Annotated in this window: 13 protein-coding genes; 2 read left to right on the forward strand and 11 right to left on the reverse strand. The window is 52.6% G+C overall.

Annotation, left to right across the window (positions count from 1 at the left end):
* From O0S10_RS10050 to O0S10_RS10090, 9 genes are all read right to left on the reverse strand, one after another.
* The coding region (locus tag O0S10_RS10050) for a Coenzyme F420 hydrogenase/dehydrogenase, beta subunit C-terminal domain (protein ID WP_268925750.1) at positions 1–1,216 on the reverse strand (1,216 nt) is incomplete at its 3' end.
* 2 nt (positions 1,217–1,218) lie between these two features.
* Positions 1,219–3,288, reverse strand: a complete 2,070-nt coding sequence (gene fdhF, locus O0S10_RS10055; RefSeq protein WP_268925752.1) for a formate dehydrogenase subunit alpha — start codon at positions 3,286–3,288, stop codon at positions 1,219–1,221.
* A gap of 370 nt (positions 3,289–3,658) precedes the next feature.
* Positions 3,659–4,459, reverse strand: a complete 801-nt coding sequence (locus tag O0S10_RS10060) for a formylmethanofuran dehydrogenase subunit C (RefSeq protein WP_268925753.1) — start codon at positions 4,457–4,459, stop codon at positions 3,659–3,661.
* Positions 4,460–4,467: 8 nt separating this feature from the next.
* Positions 4,468–6,177, reverse strand: coding sequence for a formylmethanofuran dehydrogenase subunit A (locus tag O0S10_RS10065; RefSeq protein WP_268925754.1), 1,710 nt, complete (start codon positions 6,175–6,177; stop codon positions 4,468–4,470).
* Positions 6,174–7,493 carry a formylmethanofuran dehydrogenase subunit B gene (locus O0S10_RS10070; RefSeq protein WP_268925755.1) on the reverse strand — a complete coding sequence of 440 codons (1,320 nt, stop codon included), beginning with the start codon at positions 7,491–7,493 and terminating at the stop codon, positions 6,174–6,176. Before O0S10_RS10070 ends, O0S10_RS10065 begins: the two co-directional genes overlap by 4 nt.
* Before the next feature lie 7 nt (positions 7,494–7,500).
* Positions 7,501–7,902 (reverse strand): molybdopterin dinucleotide binding domain-containing protein, encoded by a 402-nt coding sequence (locus O0S10_RS10075; protein WP_268925756.1) that lies wholly within the window; start codon positions 7,900–7,902, stop codon positions 7,501–7,503.
* 725 nt (positions 7,903–8,627) lie between these two features.
* Positions 8,628–9,713: an ABC transporter ATP-binding protein gene (locus tag O0S10_RS10080; protein WP_268925757.1), complete on the reverse strand. Its 1,086-nt coding sequence runs from the start codon at positions 9,711–9,713 to the stop codon at positions 8,628–8,630.
* The gene (locus O0S10_RS10085; RefSeq protein WP_268925758.1) at positions 9,706–10,416 is read right to left on the reverse strand and encodes an ABC transporter permease; all 711 of its coding nucleotides are present in this window, start codon (positions 10,414–10,416) and stop codon (positions 9,706–9,708) included. The genes O0S10_RS10080 and O0S10_RS10085 overlap by 8 nt, the downstream gene beginning before the upstream one ends.
* Positions 10,417–10,461: 45 nt before the next feature.
* On the reverse strand, positions 10,462–11,481 hold the full coding sequence (locus O0S10_RS10090) for an ABC transporter substrate-binding protein (RefSeq protein ID WP_268925759.1): 1,020 nt from the start codon (positions 11,479–11,481) through the stop codon (positions 10,462–10,464).
* Between the two features lie 199 nt (positions 11,482–11,680).
* Here O0S10_RS10090 and O0S10_RS10095 point away from each other — a divergent pair, with 199 nt between their 5' ends.
* On the forward strand, positions 11,681–11,866 hold the full coding sequence (locus O0S10_RS10095) for a hypothetical protein (RefSeq protein WP_268925760.1): 186 nt from the start codon (positions 11,681–11,683) through the stop codon (positions 11,864–11,866).
* Here O0S10_RS10095 and fdhF (O0S10_RS10100) read toward each other — a convergent pair.
* Positions 11,859–13,895, reverse strand: a complete 2,037-nt coding sequence (gene fdhF / locus O0S10_RS10100) for a formate dehydrogenase subunit alpha (RefSeq protein WP_268925761.1) — start codon at positions 13,893–13,895, stop codon at positions 11,859–11,861. The two genes, O0S10_RS10095 and fdhF (O0S10_RS10100), sit on opposite strands and share 8 nt — an antisense overlap.
* A gap of 3 nt (positions 13,896–13,898) precedes the next feature.
* On the reverse strand, positions 13,899–14,303 hold the full coding sequence (locus O0S10_RS10105) for a Tfx family DNA-binding protein (protein ID WP_268925762.1): 405 nt from the start codon (positions 14,301–14,303) through the stop codon (positions 13,899–13,901).
* A gap of 158 nt (positions 14,304–14,461) precedes the next feature.
* Here O0S10_RS10105 and O0S10_RS10110 point away from each other — a divergent pair, with 158 nt between their 5' ends.
* On the forward strand, positions 14,462–15,412 hold the full coding sequence (locus O0S10_RS10110) for a molybdopterin-binding protein (RefSeq protein ID WP_268925763.1): 951 nt from the start codon (positions 14,462–14,464) through the stop codon (positions 15,410–15,412).
* Positions 15,413–15,684 lie beyond the last annotated feature (272 nt).

Here is a 15,684-nt window from a genome sequence, read left to right on the forward strand (position 1 = left end):
TATCCGAACCGGTTGCATTCAGACGTGCACGCTCATCCATCTCCTCAGCATAGGAAAGGACCGGCATCGTCATATCGTAACCCGGCGTGTGACCGAACATCTTCTCCAGCTCCACCTGCTGTGCATGCATAAAGAGCGAGTTCGGAATGTTCATCGGACACAGCTCCTCGCACTGACCACAGTTGATACAGGAGTCCGCAATATGGGCAAAGCGGATCATCTGGAACATAAAGTCCGGCGGAATCCGTCCGGGGCGCACCAGATGCGGCTTCTTCGTCGAACACTCCACACAGTAACAGATCGGACAGTTCTCAATACAGCCGTAACACTTAATGCAGCGGCTTGACTCTGCCATGATATAGTTCAGACGCTCGGTTCCGGTACCAAGAGCTGCAAACTGCTTCTCCTGATTCTTCTTGCCCATCTTGATCATCACGTTCTCGATCTTCCCGCGAATCTCAAGACCCTTCGCCTCAGGCGCAGCCGTCTCAATAACACCGGCCTTTGCCGCTGCATCAAAAATTGCCGCACCCTTCTCCGAACAGACCTCCACAAACGTAGCCTTACCGGCCTTCTCACCAATGACACCCCAGTTACCGCAGGCAAGATCCGCCTGGCGCGGAATCTTCGTCTCACAGCGGTGACAGTTCGTTCTGCGGCCAAGACCCTGCTCCTCCAGCTCCTCAATAGAGATGCCTTTGTGCTCGCCGTCCTTCGTGATCACAATGAACTGACCCTTATCGATCTCCTCTTTGACGATATCATCAGGGTTCAGACCATACTTCTCGGCAATCATCGTGCGTGCCGTAATCGGCGACACCGAACCGCCGCAGTTCAGACCAATCATGAAAATATTATCCATATTGATCTGGTTCCGCTTTGCAAGCTCATACATTGCCTTTGCATCACAGCCCTTGCAGGTAACTGCGATCTTCATCTCGCGGGCACCGTCAAGATACTTCTTAATCAGCTTCGGCAGAAGAACCGTACCACAGTGCAGCGACCCTGCCGTCTTTGCCAGCTCCTCGGAGCTGTGCACCAGAACCGGCACAGCCTCATAGAGGTCACGGCCCTTAGCAACCGTCAGCACTGCATCAACAACGTTGTTGTCAAGCATGTACGAGAGAATTGCCGTAACTGCACCGCCGCACTCACCCTTTACCGGGCATGCAGACTGGTTTGCCCATGCATAGAACATATCGCCTTTTGCAGACATTTTCAGGCCTCCGTAATCTTCTCAATCTTCATAGCACATGCCTTGTACTCCGGAATCTTACAGACCGGATCCAGTGCATTGTGGGTCAGCAGGTTTGCCGGGCACTCGATGAAGTGGAACGGCATAAACGTCGTACCCTTCTTAATCGTCGGCGTGACACGGGCCGCAACCTTCAGGGAATCACGGCGGGTAATTGCGCGAACCATCTCACCATCGTGAATACCCAGTGCTGCCGCATCCTCGGAGTTGATCTCAATCCAGCCGGTCGGAACCTCTTTGTCGAGTGTCTCGGAACGGCGGGTCATCGTACCGGTATGCCAGTGGAACAGACAGCGTCCGGTCGTAAACTGGAACGGATACTCATCATCCGGCACCTCTGCCGGCGGCTGCCAGTCAGCCGGGAAGAACACACCAAGTCCGTCTGCGGTCAGGAACTTCTGTGTGTGCAGAACCGGGGTTCCCGGATCCTCGGGAGTCTTGCACGGCCAGTGCAGACCATCCGCGCTCTCCAGACGTGCATAGCTCATACCATGGTACTGTGGCGTAACCTCGGCGATCTCATCAAAGACCTCAGAGAACGACTTCCAGGCAAACTGATCGGCATAGCCCATCTTGGCAGCAACCATAGACAGAATCTCCCAGTCGTACTTCGACTCTCCGGGTCCGTCAACAGCCTTGTGCCAGCGCTGAACACGGCGTTCCGTATTCGTCTGCGTACCATCACGCTCTGCAAAGCAGACCGCAGGTAAAATCACATCCGCATACTCGCAGGTCTCATTATAGAAAATATCCTGCACCACCACAAACTCAAGGTTCTCAAATGCCTCTTTCACGTGGTTGATATCCGGATCGGACAGAAGCGGGTTCTCACCCATGATGTACATGGCTTTCAGCTCGCCGGGGTTATCGGTTAAGACATTCATCATGATCGTAACCTCATAACCGTTCTCCGCCGGAGCGATTCCGTCCGGGAACTTCCAGGCATCCTCAAACTTCTTGTGGTTTGCAGGATCCGTAACCTTCTGGTATCCGCTGAAGTTCACCGGCAGTGCACCCATATCACAGGCACCCTGCACATTGTTCTGGCCACGCAGCGGGTTCACACCTGCACCACGCTTACCGAGATTGCCGGTCAGCATCTGCAGGTTGGCACATGCATGCACGTTGTCCACACCAACCGTGTGCTGGGTAATACCCATCGAGTAGATCAGAGCAGTCGGGCCGTTGTTGGCGATCCAGTCTGCCGCTGTCTCAATGTCTTTGGGTTCAAGACCGGTAATCTTGGCAACGTTTTCAACGGAGTACTCCTCCTTCATCACAATCTTCTTGAGATCCTCGTAGCCTTTGGTACGTTTCTCAATGAACTCTTTGTCTTCCCAGCCGTTCTTGATGATAATCTGCATCAGACCGTTCAGCAGAGCAACATCAGTTCCGGAGTGGAACTGTAAGAACAGATCTGCCGGACTGCTTGTGTGAGTGCGGCGCGGATCGGCGTAGATGTACTTTGCACCGTTCTTCTTTGCCATAACCTCACGGCGCCCGATCAGCGGGTGCTGCTCAAACGTGTTGGAACCGATAATGAACACACACTTTGCCTCGGCAATATCCGGGATGCTGTTGGTCATTGCACCGGAACCAAACGAACCCGCAAGACCTGCGACCGTTGAAGAGTGGCACAGACGTGCACAGTGGTCGATGTGGTTCGTCTTTAACACACCACGGGCGAACTTCATCATCACATAGTTGTCCTCATTGGAAGCACGGGCAGAGGACAGAGCACAGCGCTCCGAAGGCTTGTACTTCTTCAGATTCTCTGCAATATACGTCGTTGCCTCATCCCAGGAAACCTGAACAAGCTCACCGTTCTTGCGAATCATCGGGTGAGTAAGCCGGTCGGGTGAATTGATGAACTCAAAGGCGTACATGCCTTTCGGACAGAGTTTGCCTTCGTTGACAGGAGACCGCTGGGACGGGGCAGTGCCCACGACTTTGCCGTCTTTGACAACGAGGTTAAAAGAACAGCCTGTTCCACAGTAGGGACAGGTTGTCGGAACAAATTTCAGGTCCGTCATTTTTCAAAACCTCATCTATAGTAAAGGTTTCAAACACGACATATTAAGGTTGGTGAATGTTAAGTAAAAAACATAAAAATAAATTTGGTTTAGTTTACTCATACATCTTCATTCAGATGAGTTTAGTTAATTGGGATGACGAACAAAATTTGTAAATCTTTTTTGTATTTTTTACGTCCGTTGCCGGTTCCGCGCCCGGAAGAAATTCGCGCAGAAAATCAGGATGTTTTGTAGATTAACGGTGGGTTTGAACCCAGCCTGCGGCACACAGAAACCAGCGGGGCATGTATCTGCCGGCGCAGGAAGATAACCGGTTTTCCCGGGTTGTTTCCGAAAAAACAATCACAAAAAAAAGGAGAAGAAGCAGACATTACTTCTTCAGATACAGCTTTGCATACACCGTCTCGCCCTTCCGGGTCGGGTGACGTTCACCGAGATCTCCGTGATAGACAGCAAACACTGCCTTCGTACCACAGACCTCAAGCTCCTCGTCACGGGCATATGCATAGCCCGGCATCATCACATCAACGGTACCGAACACATACATCTCACCGCGGGAAGCCTGACCCCCAAGCCGGCTCTTTGCATTGCCGAGGATAACGATCCGGCCCCCGTCCGCATGGGTCATTACATGCACATCAATATTGCCGCCGACAATGATCTCACCGCCGAGCATAAACGTCCCACAGTCAGAACCGACATTGCCGTTCACTGTGATCTTTCCGCCGCTCATACCGCGCCAGTCGCCGCGGTACGATGCTGCCAGATAGTTTCCGGCATTACCGTTCACGACAATCTCGCCGCCCGCCATAGACGTTGCCGCAAAGTGGCCGATGCTGCCGTTTGCCGTGATCTTCCCGCCGGTCATCCACGCACCGACGTACATATCCGCATCGCCGTTGATCACAACCTCGCCTGCCGACATCTTCGATCCGATATACTTCACGCGGGTCAGATCGCCTGCGACAACCAGCTTCGTATCCGCCGCAGTCTCACCGGCATTGCCCTCAACCGTAAAGTAGTCACCGACCTTCTCGGTCGTCCTGCCGATATGAACCGGCAGCTCGGCAATCTGCTCTGCAGTCTTACCTGCTATTGCATCCGGCGTAAAACACTCGGCTTCGATAAACAGCTCCGGCTGTTTTGTAATGGTAATAGTTACAGTATTCATTCTTCGCCTCACAGTGTTGCGTCAATCGCAATGACGTTCGGGTTCTTCATAAAGGACTTCTCCTCAACCTCGTAATTCCGCTCGCTGACCGTGTAGTACTTCCGGAACATCTCGGAAAGATCATGCTCAACCTGCGTACTTGCCTTGGTCTTGACATCAACCCAGTAGGTCTGTTTGTTTCCGTTGCTGACGATCTCGGAATCATTGATAATGACCTCACCGGACTTAATCAGGTACTTCGCATTCGAAAATGCCCACTCAATCTGTTCGGGATCGGACTCCGTCTCCGGATTGTACGGATACACCGCAACATCTGCCTGCATACCGGGTACAAGACCACCGAGCTTGCCGCCAAAACCAAGGGCCTTTGCAGTTCCCGCACGGGTCATCATCGCAATCTCGTACAGCGTCAGCTCACGGTCAATACCGCCCAGCGTCGATCTGTCGCGGACCTTGTCCTCGCTCTTCATCGAAGCAAAGACCTCATCACGAGCCTTCTCGCTCATCAGCCACTTCATCACCCGCGGATAACGGGTAAAGGGACCTGCATTCGGGTGATCGGTGGTCAGATAGCAGCGCATGTGATCCTTTGCAAGGAGCGCCATCTCCAGACCGATTGACCACTGCACACCGCAGACATAGATGTCTTTGCTGTACACGTACGGCACAATACCGGAACCGCACTCAACCTCAACATCCGTGTTTGCCCACTTCAGGTGATTCAGTGCAGTCAGATGGTACTCAAACGGACCGTCACCGGTCATCGTCGTCGTCTCGTCCAGCGTAACAAAGCCGATATCACAGGTCAGCTGCGGATTCTTGTTGATGTAGTCCATGACCTCTGCGCCTTTGGACTCAAAGTCCGCCCACGTTGTTCCGCCGTAGGAGTGGAACTGAATATGGGTGTGGTGCAGAACCTGATCCCGGCCGAAGGTGTTGTTCGGCTTAAAGCCCTCGGCGATCTTCAGCGTATCAAGCGTAGTCTGATAGTTGCCCGGATTACCGAGATTGTTCCCATGCAGATGCAGGGAGTGCGGCAGGTGCAGCGCCTCGTTTGCTGCAATCAGACCGGCAACGATCTCTTTGGGGGTGATCTCAAAGTACGGGACAGGATCATTGATGGTCATACAGTTCAGACCCCATGCCCATGCCTCGGTTCCTCCGGGGTTCACGCATTTAATGCCGTAACCTTTGGTACTGCGCAGAAGCCAGGAAATGTACGCGGTTGCATTGTCCATCTCACCGTTTTTCAGGTACTCCAGAATGAACCAGTTGTTGCCGAACAGTGGAAGTGCCGCCTGATCAATGATCGGGGTATCCCGCATCTCCTCATGAGTGTGGCGGGCATACAGCGGCGGCATGGCAGCCTCCATAACCGTGGTGTATCCCATATCGGCATATTTGTATGCGGTCTTGAACACCGTCGGCACCGAATTGCCGCCGGCCATATGACGGACACCACGGGCCGGCTCATAGACCGCCTGGAGCTTATCCTCAGGGCGGAAATTCCGTCCGACGTTGACCTTTGCTCCGGCAACATGGGAGTGAATGTCCACACCACCGGCCATAACCGTCATACCGGACGCATCGATAACCTTTGCAGCACTGGAGACAGACTCAACAATAACGCCGTCTTTAATTGCAATATCTTTCTTGTCTCCGTTGATTCCCTGAACAGGATCAAAGACAAATCCGTTTTTAATCAGAATTTCCGTCATGCTGCAACTCCTTTGATGCGTTTAACCTCTGCGAGCACCAGTTCGAGGAACTCGCCGTCGGTCAGCATTCCTGCCGGCGGGTCAACGACTTTGCGTGATTCAATCGGAACATTATCCATACGGTAGCAGGAGCCGCCGATCTCAATACCCACAAGTGCAACCGGCACATGACATTTGGAGACTGCCACGGTCGGCGTCATATGGGGATCGATACAGACCGATGGAAGATCGTGAATCTTTTTGACAGACTTAAAGGGGAAGTGGGAACCCGGATCACTCCCGATAACGAAGCTTGCATCCACCTCGCCACGCATCAGGAGATCATTGGCACTGCTCTCACCGGGATTGTACCGGGCAAATCCGCGGGACAGATCCACACAGAACGGGAACCCGAACTGCCAGCCGAGCACCTGTCCGGAACCGGTCACATTGTAATGGCCCCGCATTGGAATAATCGCAGCTTTTGTGTATTTGTTCAGATCCGACGTCAGCGCAATAGCGATATCGATGTTGTGGTTCTTCCCAAGGGAATGGGTCACACCCATACCAAAGAAGATCGTCACAAACCGGCCGCTCTTCAGGAGGCGTGCAAGCTCATAGATCTTCTCTTTCGGAACACCGGCAACCGTCTCCGGCAGCGGTCCTTCCTGTAAGGCAACACGCATCGCATCAAGCAGTTCGTAGTCGCGGCCCTGCTCAACCTGTACATGATAATCGGCGACTGAAGCAGTATCGGTCGGACGCGGATCGACCACAATGACCTTTCTGCTCTTCGAACCTTTCGTCGTAAAGAAACCGCGGCTGAAGATGGAGTACCGGGACATGTGGCGGGGGTGGGCGTGTGCCGGGTTGCATCCCCAGAAAATCACACGGTCCGCACGGTTCTTGACCTCTCCCAGAGTACAGGACGGAATACCCACATCATGCACCGCAATCAGGGACGGACCGTGGCAGACGGTTGCCGTGTTGTCCACAATACCGCCGACCAGCTCGGCGATCATATGACCGGTTGCCTGGGCTTCGCAGGAAGTGGACGACCAGCCGTACATCAGCGGTTTTTTCGCATCGCACAAAATCTTTGCCGTGTACTGTGCGGCTTCGTCATACGTGACCTCCTTCCAGCTGCCGTCCTCCTGCTTCATGCGGGGACGGACAATTCTGTCCGGAGACTGGGCGTGCAGAAACTTCTCCGCACCAATGGCACAGGCATTCATCACTTTGAGGATCTGTTTTCCGTCATCGCTGACCTCAACCTCAATGTCATCGCACAGCGTCCCGCAGAACGGGCAGATAATATCAGTTACCAGTTTCGTCATACAACACTCACTCCTTATCACCGCAGGCAACAAGTACCAGATCGATGGAACTGAGCACTTTTTCATTCTCGGCAGGTTCAACGGTAACACGCGTTCCTTTAAAGGTCGGCATACCGGTTGAGTAGGTATTCGTATCAACCACCATGTTGGCCCAGGGTCCCATTGGAATCCAGGCAAGACCCGGATGCGGTCCCTGCGTCGTGGGAATGGCTTTAACCACAACAGTACCGAAGTCGCTTGAGACCCGAACATTACTGTTCTTCCAGATACCAAGTTGGGCAATATCAGCTGCGTCCAGCTCAATAATGCCGCAGGATTTCATGTAATCCTCTTTTTCCTTACCTGCTTCCATAGAGACACCCTGCTGGATCGTCCTGCCGGTAATCAGGTTTACGGTTATTTTTGTCAAGTAAATCATCCTCTCCGGAGAGTTTATACGAGAGATATGTTTCAAAATGCAATACGATTGATACGATAAAACTGCAAAAGACGGATTCTCTGGGCTTGGGTCTGGCACAACATCATCGTTGTCTCATTGATGCGGGAAGCAGAAAACGAAGGTATCTACCCGGAAACGGTTCCAGTTGCAGCGGTATCAACATACATTTTGACCGGAGCGAAAGGACAAATCCGGCTCAGGGCCGGATTTGTCCTCTGCTGTTGGGTCTGATGGGGTAGTGTCGATATATTTTTCACCGATGAGTTACAGAGTACTCACTTCCCGTTCGAGGCTTCTGTAGTTTTGGCTGACCATCCCGACGATTACCATCGACCCGCATATCAACATGTCCACGGAACTTTGATGCATGTGGTATCTGGTACCGCATGAACAACGTGCCAAGTTGAAAGTCCGAAAGACCGCTGTTGATGACTGCTCCATGCTCCTTTCAGGAGACATAACCAACGCTGGTAGGCGTATAGTCAATACATAGGTTACCAAAGTCCACGTATATAGCTTCGGGCGGGGATACATTAATCTTTTTTGGATAACTTAGGTATTAAATCAATATAATACAATCAACATAACAAACGGAATTTCCAAGAGTAAACTAATTACAATTAATCAGTATACATAGTTCAGAAAAAAGAACAGGTTACGGGTTTCCATCCGAAACGCGCAGGTCTCGCTCTCCCTCAACCGGAAATCAGATGTACCTGAGATACCTGCCAGGAAAGATGCACCCGGGTCCCCGCAGCAAACACATCAGCAACATGCTGACGGGCAGGAACCAGGGCAGTGATCAAAACACCGCAGTCAGCAGTAATCTCGATCACCGGCCCGAGTTTTCGAACCGAACAGACCGTACCGGAAACACCTTCTCCGGAACCCGGAGTACCCGTACCGGAAAGGGAAACAGTGATCTCTTCGCTGCGGAGCGCAACAGTCACCGCATCGCCGGAACGCACGGATCCGGCGGGTGCACGGATCAGCCCGGCACCCGTACTCACGGTGGCACAGCCTTCCGCAACGGTCAGCACCGACCCCTCAATCAGTGTCTGAAACCCGACAAACCGGGCAGCCGCAACAGTTGCAGGATGATAAAACACCTCGTCCGGCGTACCGGTCTGCACAATTTTCCCATCCATCAGTACCGCAATCCGGTCGGCAAGCCGCATACCCTGACTCTGATCATGCGTATTGAGAATAATGGTCGTATTGTGTTGCGCATTCTCGGTACGGATCATATCCTCCAGCATCTTCGTCGCAAGAGGATCGAGATTCGCCGTCGGCTCATCAAGTAACAGAAGATCCGGACCAGTCAGCAGCACCCGGGCAAACGCTATCCGCTGCCCCTCCCCGCCTGACAGGGTCCGGGCACTCCGGCATCCGTACTCCTCCATACCCAGACTTTTCAGGCATTCCGCCACACGACCATTGATATCATCACGAGAACAACCGCGATACCGCAGACCAATCCCGACATTATCGGCAACACTGCGATCAAACAACACGGTCTTCTGGAACAGGATACCTACCCGTTCCCGAAGAATTTTGCGGGTTTTCTTCATGACCGGCATACCAAACAGCGTAACCTCACCGGAACTCGGCTCCTCAAGCATATCGCAGATCCGCATCAGCGTACTTTTACCTGCACCGGAAGGACCAATGACCGCAAGAATCTCCCCGCGAAAAACGGACAGACTGACCTCGTCCAAAGCCCGTTTCTCTCCATACACCCGGGTAATACGATCAAGACCCACCACCTGCTCCTCAGACATCCTTTTCTCCTCCCATATGACGGGTCTGAATCAGATTCATGCCGAAGTTCACGATCAGCGCAATGGACAACAGAATAATACCGAGCGCAATAGAGGTCGCGAACTCACCCATTGACGTATTCAGCGAAATTGCCGTAGTCAGAGTACGAGTAAAATGACGGATATTCCCGCCGACCATCATCACTGCACCGACCTCGGCAATCGCCCGGCCGAATGCAAGCAGAACGCCGGACATAATGGCAAACTTTGCTTCCCGGCACAGAGTTGCAACCGCCTGAAATGCACTCGCATTCAGTGACTGAATCGTGTACTTCAGCTCTTTATCAAGACTGGAAAGTCCGGCAATCGTAAGACCGGCAATGATAGGAATAATCAACAGTACCTGCGCAAACACCATCGCGTTCGTTGTGTACAACATCCGGAACATCCCAAGCGGTCCCGCATTGGAAACCAGCAGGTACACCAGAAGACCAACCAGAACCGTCGGCAGTGCATACAGAGTCTGAATCGTTCCAATCACGATCCGTTTCCCCCGGAACGAAAAGTAGTAAATAATCGCGCCAAGCGGGATTGCAATCAGGGCAGCAATGATTGTTGCCTCCATCGAGACGGTCAGACTTCGCTGGGCGATCTCCATGACCTCGGGATCCAGAGTAACAATCAGATGAAACGCTTCAATGATACCGCTAATGATCTCGTCCATCACTCACCACGTACGTTGCCGGAAAAAGAAAAAATAAGTGGAGATTTATGCAGTTGCAACAGTCGGAACCGTCACCGGCGTCGAACAGTCGATGCTGAACGGCGGAACCGTACTGTCGGCAAGAGAACTCATCGGGACAAACAGGGATTTGCCATAGGTCTCGGTACCGTAGTCACCAATAAACTTCTGACCCTCTTTGGAGATGAGCCAGTTGGTAAAGTCGGTTGCAGCCTTCACGTTGGTGTTTGGATACTTCTCCGGGTTGATGGTCATGACGGTGTAGCGGTTCAGGAGAGACGCGCCTTCATCAATAATCGGAACAAGCTGGAGGTTGTTGTTGTTCTTGTAGGTCAGGAACGTAGCTTCATCAGTCAGGGTGTATGCCTGCTTCTGACCGGCGATGGTCAGGGTGTCGCCCATACCGGATCCGGTTTCAATGTACCAGGTACCCGGGTTGCCGCTGATGTCTGCGGTGTAGTTGAAGCCTGCTGCCTTCCAGATGTTCTTCTCTGCAGAATGCGTTCCGGAGTTGTCGCCGCGGGAGACGAAGATAACGTTGCTCTCGCCGGACTCGCCAAGGTTCTTCAGCGTGGTGAGACCCTCTTCCGGAGTCATGCCTTTGATACCTGCCGGGTCGGACTCTGGACCAACGATCAGGAAGTAGTTGTAGGCGATACCACGGTGGTTGACACCATATCCGTCATCAATAAATGCGGCTTCCTGAGAGGGAGAGTGGACTAAAAGGACATCAACGTCGCCGTTCTTGGCGGACTCGATTGCTTTACCGGTTCCCTGGGACGTAATCAGAAGATCAACGTTGTAGGTTTCCAGATAATAATCCTGCACGGAGTCGAGAAGACCGGTATCATACAGGGACGTCGTAGTTGCGATCTTCAGCTGATCCGGTACCGCCCCGGTAGTCGGCGTCGCGGTCGGAGTTGCAGTTACAGTTGAGGTTACCGTCTGATTACCGGTTTCCTGACCCGGGGTGCCCACACACCCGGCAGTGAGGATTACTGCGACAATCAGAAGAACCATACCAAACACAGGTAATACTTTCTTCATCGGGATATTTCGTATGTCACTTCTGAGATAAAAGGAGTATAGTTGATTAAATGAACCCTTCCAACGAAATGTAATGACGTTTCATTAGAAACATCATTTTATCAAACAGAAATAATTTCCACGAGCAACATTCTCTGTTCTTTTGGCGTACTGCGGAAAACCGCGAACAATATAGCGAAGAAACACCTATGATATTTTCATGGTAACCAGTTCTGACGAACAAATCCGCGCGGCATTTACCGCTGAGAAGATCGGATCAGAGATAACCTGCCCGAAGGCACAGGCCATCTGTAAAAAATACGGGATTGAACCCGCGTCCCTGGGTGAATACTGTAACAAAGAAGGAATAAAACTGCGCCACTGCATGTTTGGCTGTTTTACCTGATCTTTTCAATTTTTGCAGGCCCGCTGCCTGCATTACGGCAGGCTGCCGTGTTCTGCACAAGTTCTTTCGTCTCAAACTCCACGTAGTGTGACGGCATAAAGAGCGTACCCGGCAGAATTTCTGTGGTAACCCGGGCAACAGCAAAAATTTCGCGGTCGCGGGTGCTGATGCGGACCGGATCACCGGATTCGATACCGAGCCGTCCGGCATCTGCACTGTTGATCTCAACCCAGCTCGTATCTTTGGCACTGCTGTTTTTGCGTGCCATGGTCCCGGTATCCCAGTGGAAGATGCAGCGACCGGTGGTAAATCTGAACGGATACTCTGTATCCGTGGTTTCCCCGGGAGGATGCCACGCGGCAGGAAGAAAGATGCCAAGACCGTCGGCAGTTGCAAACCGGTCGGCATATAGATGCGGCGTTCCCGGATGACCGGCGGTTGGGCACGGCCACTGGATCCCGTCGGGGTTTTCAAGCCTGCCGTAATCGAGGCCTGCATACTGCGGGGTGAGCGAAGCTATCTCGGAAAATATTTCGTCGTACGAAGTCCAGGAAAACTGATCCGCATAACCAAGCGCTGCGGCGATGTCAGCGATGATCCGCCAGTCGGCTTTTGCCTCTCCCGGTGGAGAGGCCGCCCGGTGCCACCGCTGTACCCGTCGTTCGGTATTGGTCTGCGTACCGTCGCGTTCGGCAAAGCAGACAGCAGGCAGTACAACATCAGCAAACTCGCAGGTCTCGTTGAAGAAAATGTCCTGGACAACGAGAAACTCAAGGTTGGTCAGGGCTGCTTTTGCATGGTTTACATCAAGATCGGAGAGAACCGGGTTTTCCCCCATAATATACATGGCTTTGAGTCCGCCGCTGCCGGAGATCAGGGTATCCATCATCTCCGTGATCTCATACCCGCACACAGCAGGGGCAATACCGTCGGGGAACTGCCAGGCATCGGAGAATTTCTTATGGACAGATGCATCATCAACACGCTGATATCCGGTGAAATAGAACGGCTGTGCTCCCATGTCACAGGCACCCTGAATATTGTTCTGACCGCGGAGAGGACTGATACCCGTTCCCGGACGACCGATATTTCCGGTCAGCAGCTGGAGATTGGCAATACTGTGGATATTTGCTGCGCTGTCCCCTTGTTTGGTAATACCGGTTGAGTAGATAATGGTACAGTCCGGCTGGGCAAGGAGGAATGCCGCGCGTCTGATGTGATCTTCGGGAATTCCGGTCTCTGCGGAGACCGCGGAAACAGAGTAGGCAGGATCCAGGATGACATTTTTGAACTCGGCAAATCCCCGGGTTCGTTCAGCAATAAAAGCAGTGTTTTCCCATCCGTTTTGCAGAATTACCTGCATGATACCGTTGAGAAGCAGGACATCGGTACCGGCATGGAACTGGAGAAGGAGATCTGCTCCATCGCCGGTAAAGGTTCGCCGGGGATCCGCACAGATATAGGTTGCGCCGCGTTTCTGGGCCTGCGCGATCCGGCGGCCGATCAGCGGATGCTGGGCGAAGGCATTGGAACCGATGACAAAAATGGTCCGGGCGTCTGAGAGATCAGGAATACTGCCGGTCATCGCCTGACAGCCAAAGGAATCGGCGAGTGGTTCCACGATGGATGCATGACAGAGCCGTTCACAGTGGTCGATGTGATTGGTTTTCAGGACACCCCGGGCAAACTTCATCATAACATAGTTGTCTTCGTTGGATGTCCGCGGAGAAGAAAGAACACAGAACTCGGAAGGACGGTACTGCCGGAATTTTTCGGCGATACAGGAAATTGCCTCGTCCCAGGAGACAGGAATGAGATTGCCGTTTTTGCGGATAAGGGGGCGGGTCAGGCGGTCGGGACTGTTGACGAACTTCCAGGAAGATATGCCGCGGGGACAAAGTTTCCCTTCATTGACGGGAGAACGTGTGAATGGAGCGACACCGGCGACGCTGCCGTCCCGTACGACGAGATAAAGACTGCATCCCGTCCCGCAGTAGGGACAGGTAGTGGGCACATACTTCAGGTCCATACGTTATCCAATATAGAGAATACCGGTTTCGTTGAGATAGATGTGAATGTCAGATCGAACAGTTGCATCCCGGAGTTTTTCCGGAACCGCGATGCGAATCTGGGTGACAAGCGCACCGATGTCATACTGAATTTTGATGCCGAGCGGCTGGACTGCTTCATACAAAGTCTGGGGCGCGTGATTGATGTCCGTTCCCCGTTTGAGGACACAGACGTGAATGGCATCCATGGAGTACACAAACTCAAGGACATCCTTTGCCATGCGGACATTTTTGAGTGCAGATTTTTCGATGAGACTGATATTGGATTTGTTGGTCTGAAGCATTTCAGCGATCTGCTGCTGGGTCATCCCCATCTTTCGGCACTGGAGAACGGTCTTCTGGCGCTCGGTAAGAATACTGTCTCTCACGGTGAGATATTCTACGTTTTTTTCCATATAAAATCTGTTGTTGCTGCGGGGACTGGCAGACACTAACTATTATGTGGTTTGTAAACGATTTTGTTACTTATAATGCGTGAGATATCCGAGATGGTTTCGCACCCGCAGGCGGGACGCGGGAGGATTTTATGAGTTCAACCAGGTTTTTACACCTGGTACCGGCGGAAACGGCAGCCGAAACACTCATGGGAATGGCCGTACGGCTGCCGGAGGAGATGATCCCGCTGGAGGAGGTCTGCGGCAGGGTGCTTGCAAAACCGGTTGTTCTGCAGGAATGCAGCGTTTCCCCAAACGAAATTCTGGATGAGGATATTTCCAGTGAAGAGGTAGTGCTGGAGGAAGGTACGATTCTTTCTGCGCGGGAGACAGGGATTTTGGCAGCGCTGGGGATTGATCCGGTCCCGGTGGTACGGCGCCCGCGTATCGGCGTTATCTCAACCGGAAATGAACTGGTTCCCCCGGCATCAAAGGTAATGACGGGACAGATCCGGGATGCGAACAGTACGTTGCTGATTTCATATCTTCGTGATTTCGGCGCGGTCCCGGTGTTCTATGGAATTGTGCCGGATGTGGCCGAACAACTGACCGAAACACTGCGGCATGCGGCAGAAGAGTGCGATCTTGTCGTAATCTCGGGCGGCAGCTCCAAAGATGAGCGGGATGTAACGGCAGGGGTGATTGCAAAACTTGGGTCCGTACGCATCCATGGAGTCTCCGTTGCGCCGGGAAAACCGTTAATTATCGGAACGGCAAAAGATACCCCGGTTATCGGACTTCCAGGCAATCCGGCTTCGGTATATATGATCACACAGGTGTTTGTAACCCCGATGCTGCGGAAAATGACAGGAGAAACTGCCGCAGAACGGGTGGTCCGGGCGGTTCTTTCGATGAGTTTCCCGTCGGAACGGGGACGCGAAGATCTGGTCCGGGTAAAGTTCTGTCCGGACGGCTCGGTGAAACCGTGTCTGGGAAAGTCAGGTCTGCTGAATACCCTCGTCCACAGCGACGGATATCTCCGGGTCCCGGCAGGAGTTGACGGGTATGAAGCAGGAGAGGAAGTAGAAGTGCATCTCTGGTAAAGGTGCCGGGGAACCGGAATTAGTACGTCCCGGAAAAAAAGATGATCAAAAATATTCAGGCAATCTTTGAAAGAACACCGGGATTCAGATCAGAATGCAATCCGTGTCTCTTTTTCGCCGGGGGTACAGGGTTTAACGCCCATTTTTTTCGTATTTCTTCGGGTACGTGTTCTCTGTAGGGTCGTTTGATTTCGTGGTTTTACCAGTTTCACTGATATTTCTTCCAAGGAAATCCACGACGAAAGATTCCTGAAACCATCCCGGCGGACAGA

It is taken from the genome of Methanocorpusculum petauri (assembly GCF_026891975.1).
GTDB classification, from domain to species: domain Archaea; phylum Halobacteriota; class Methanomicrobia; order Methanomicrobiales; family Methanocorpusculaceae; genus Methanocorpusculum; species Methanocorpusculum petauri.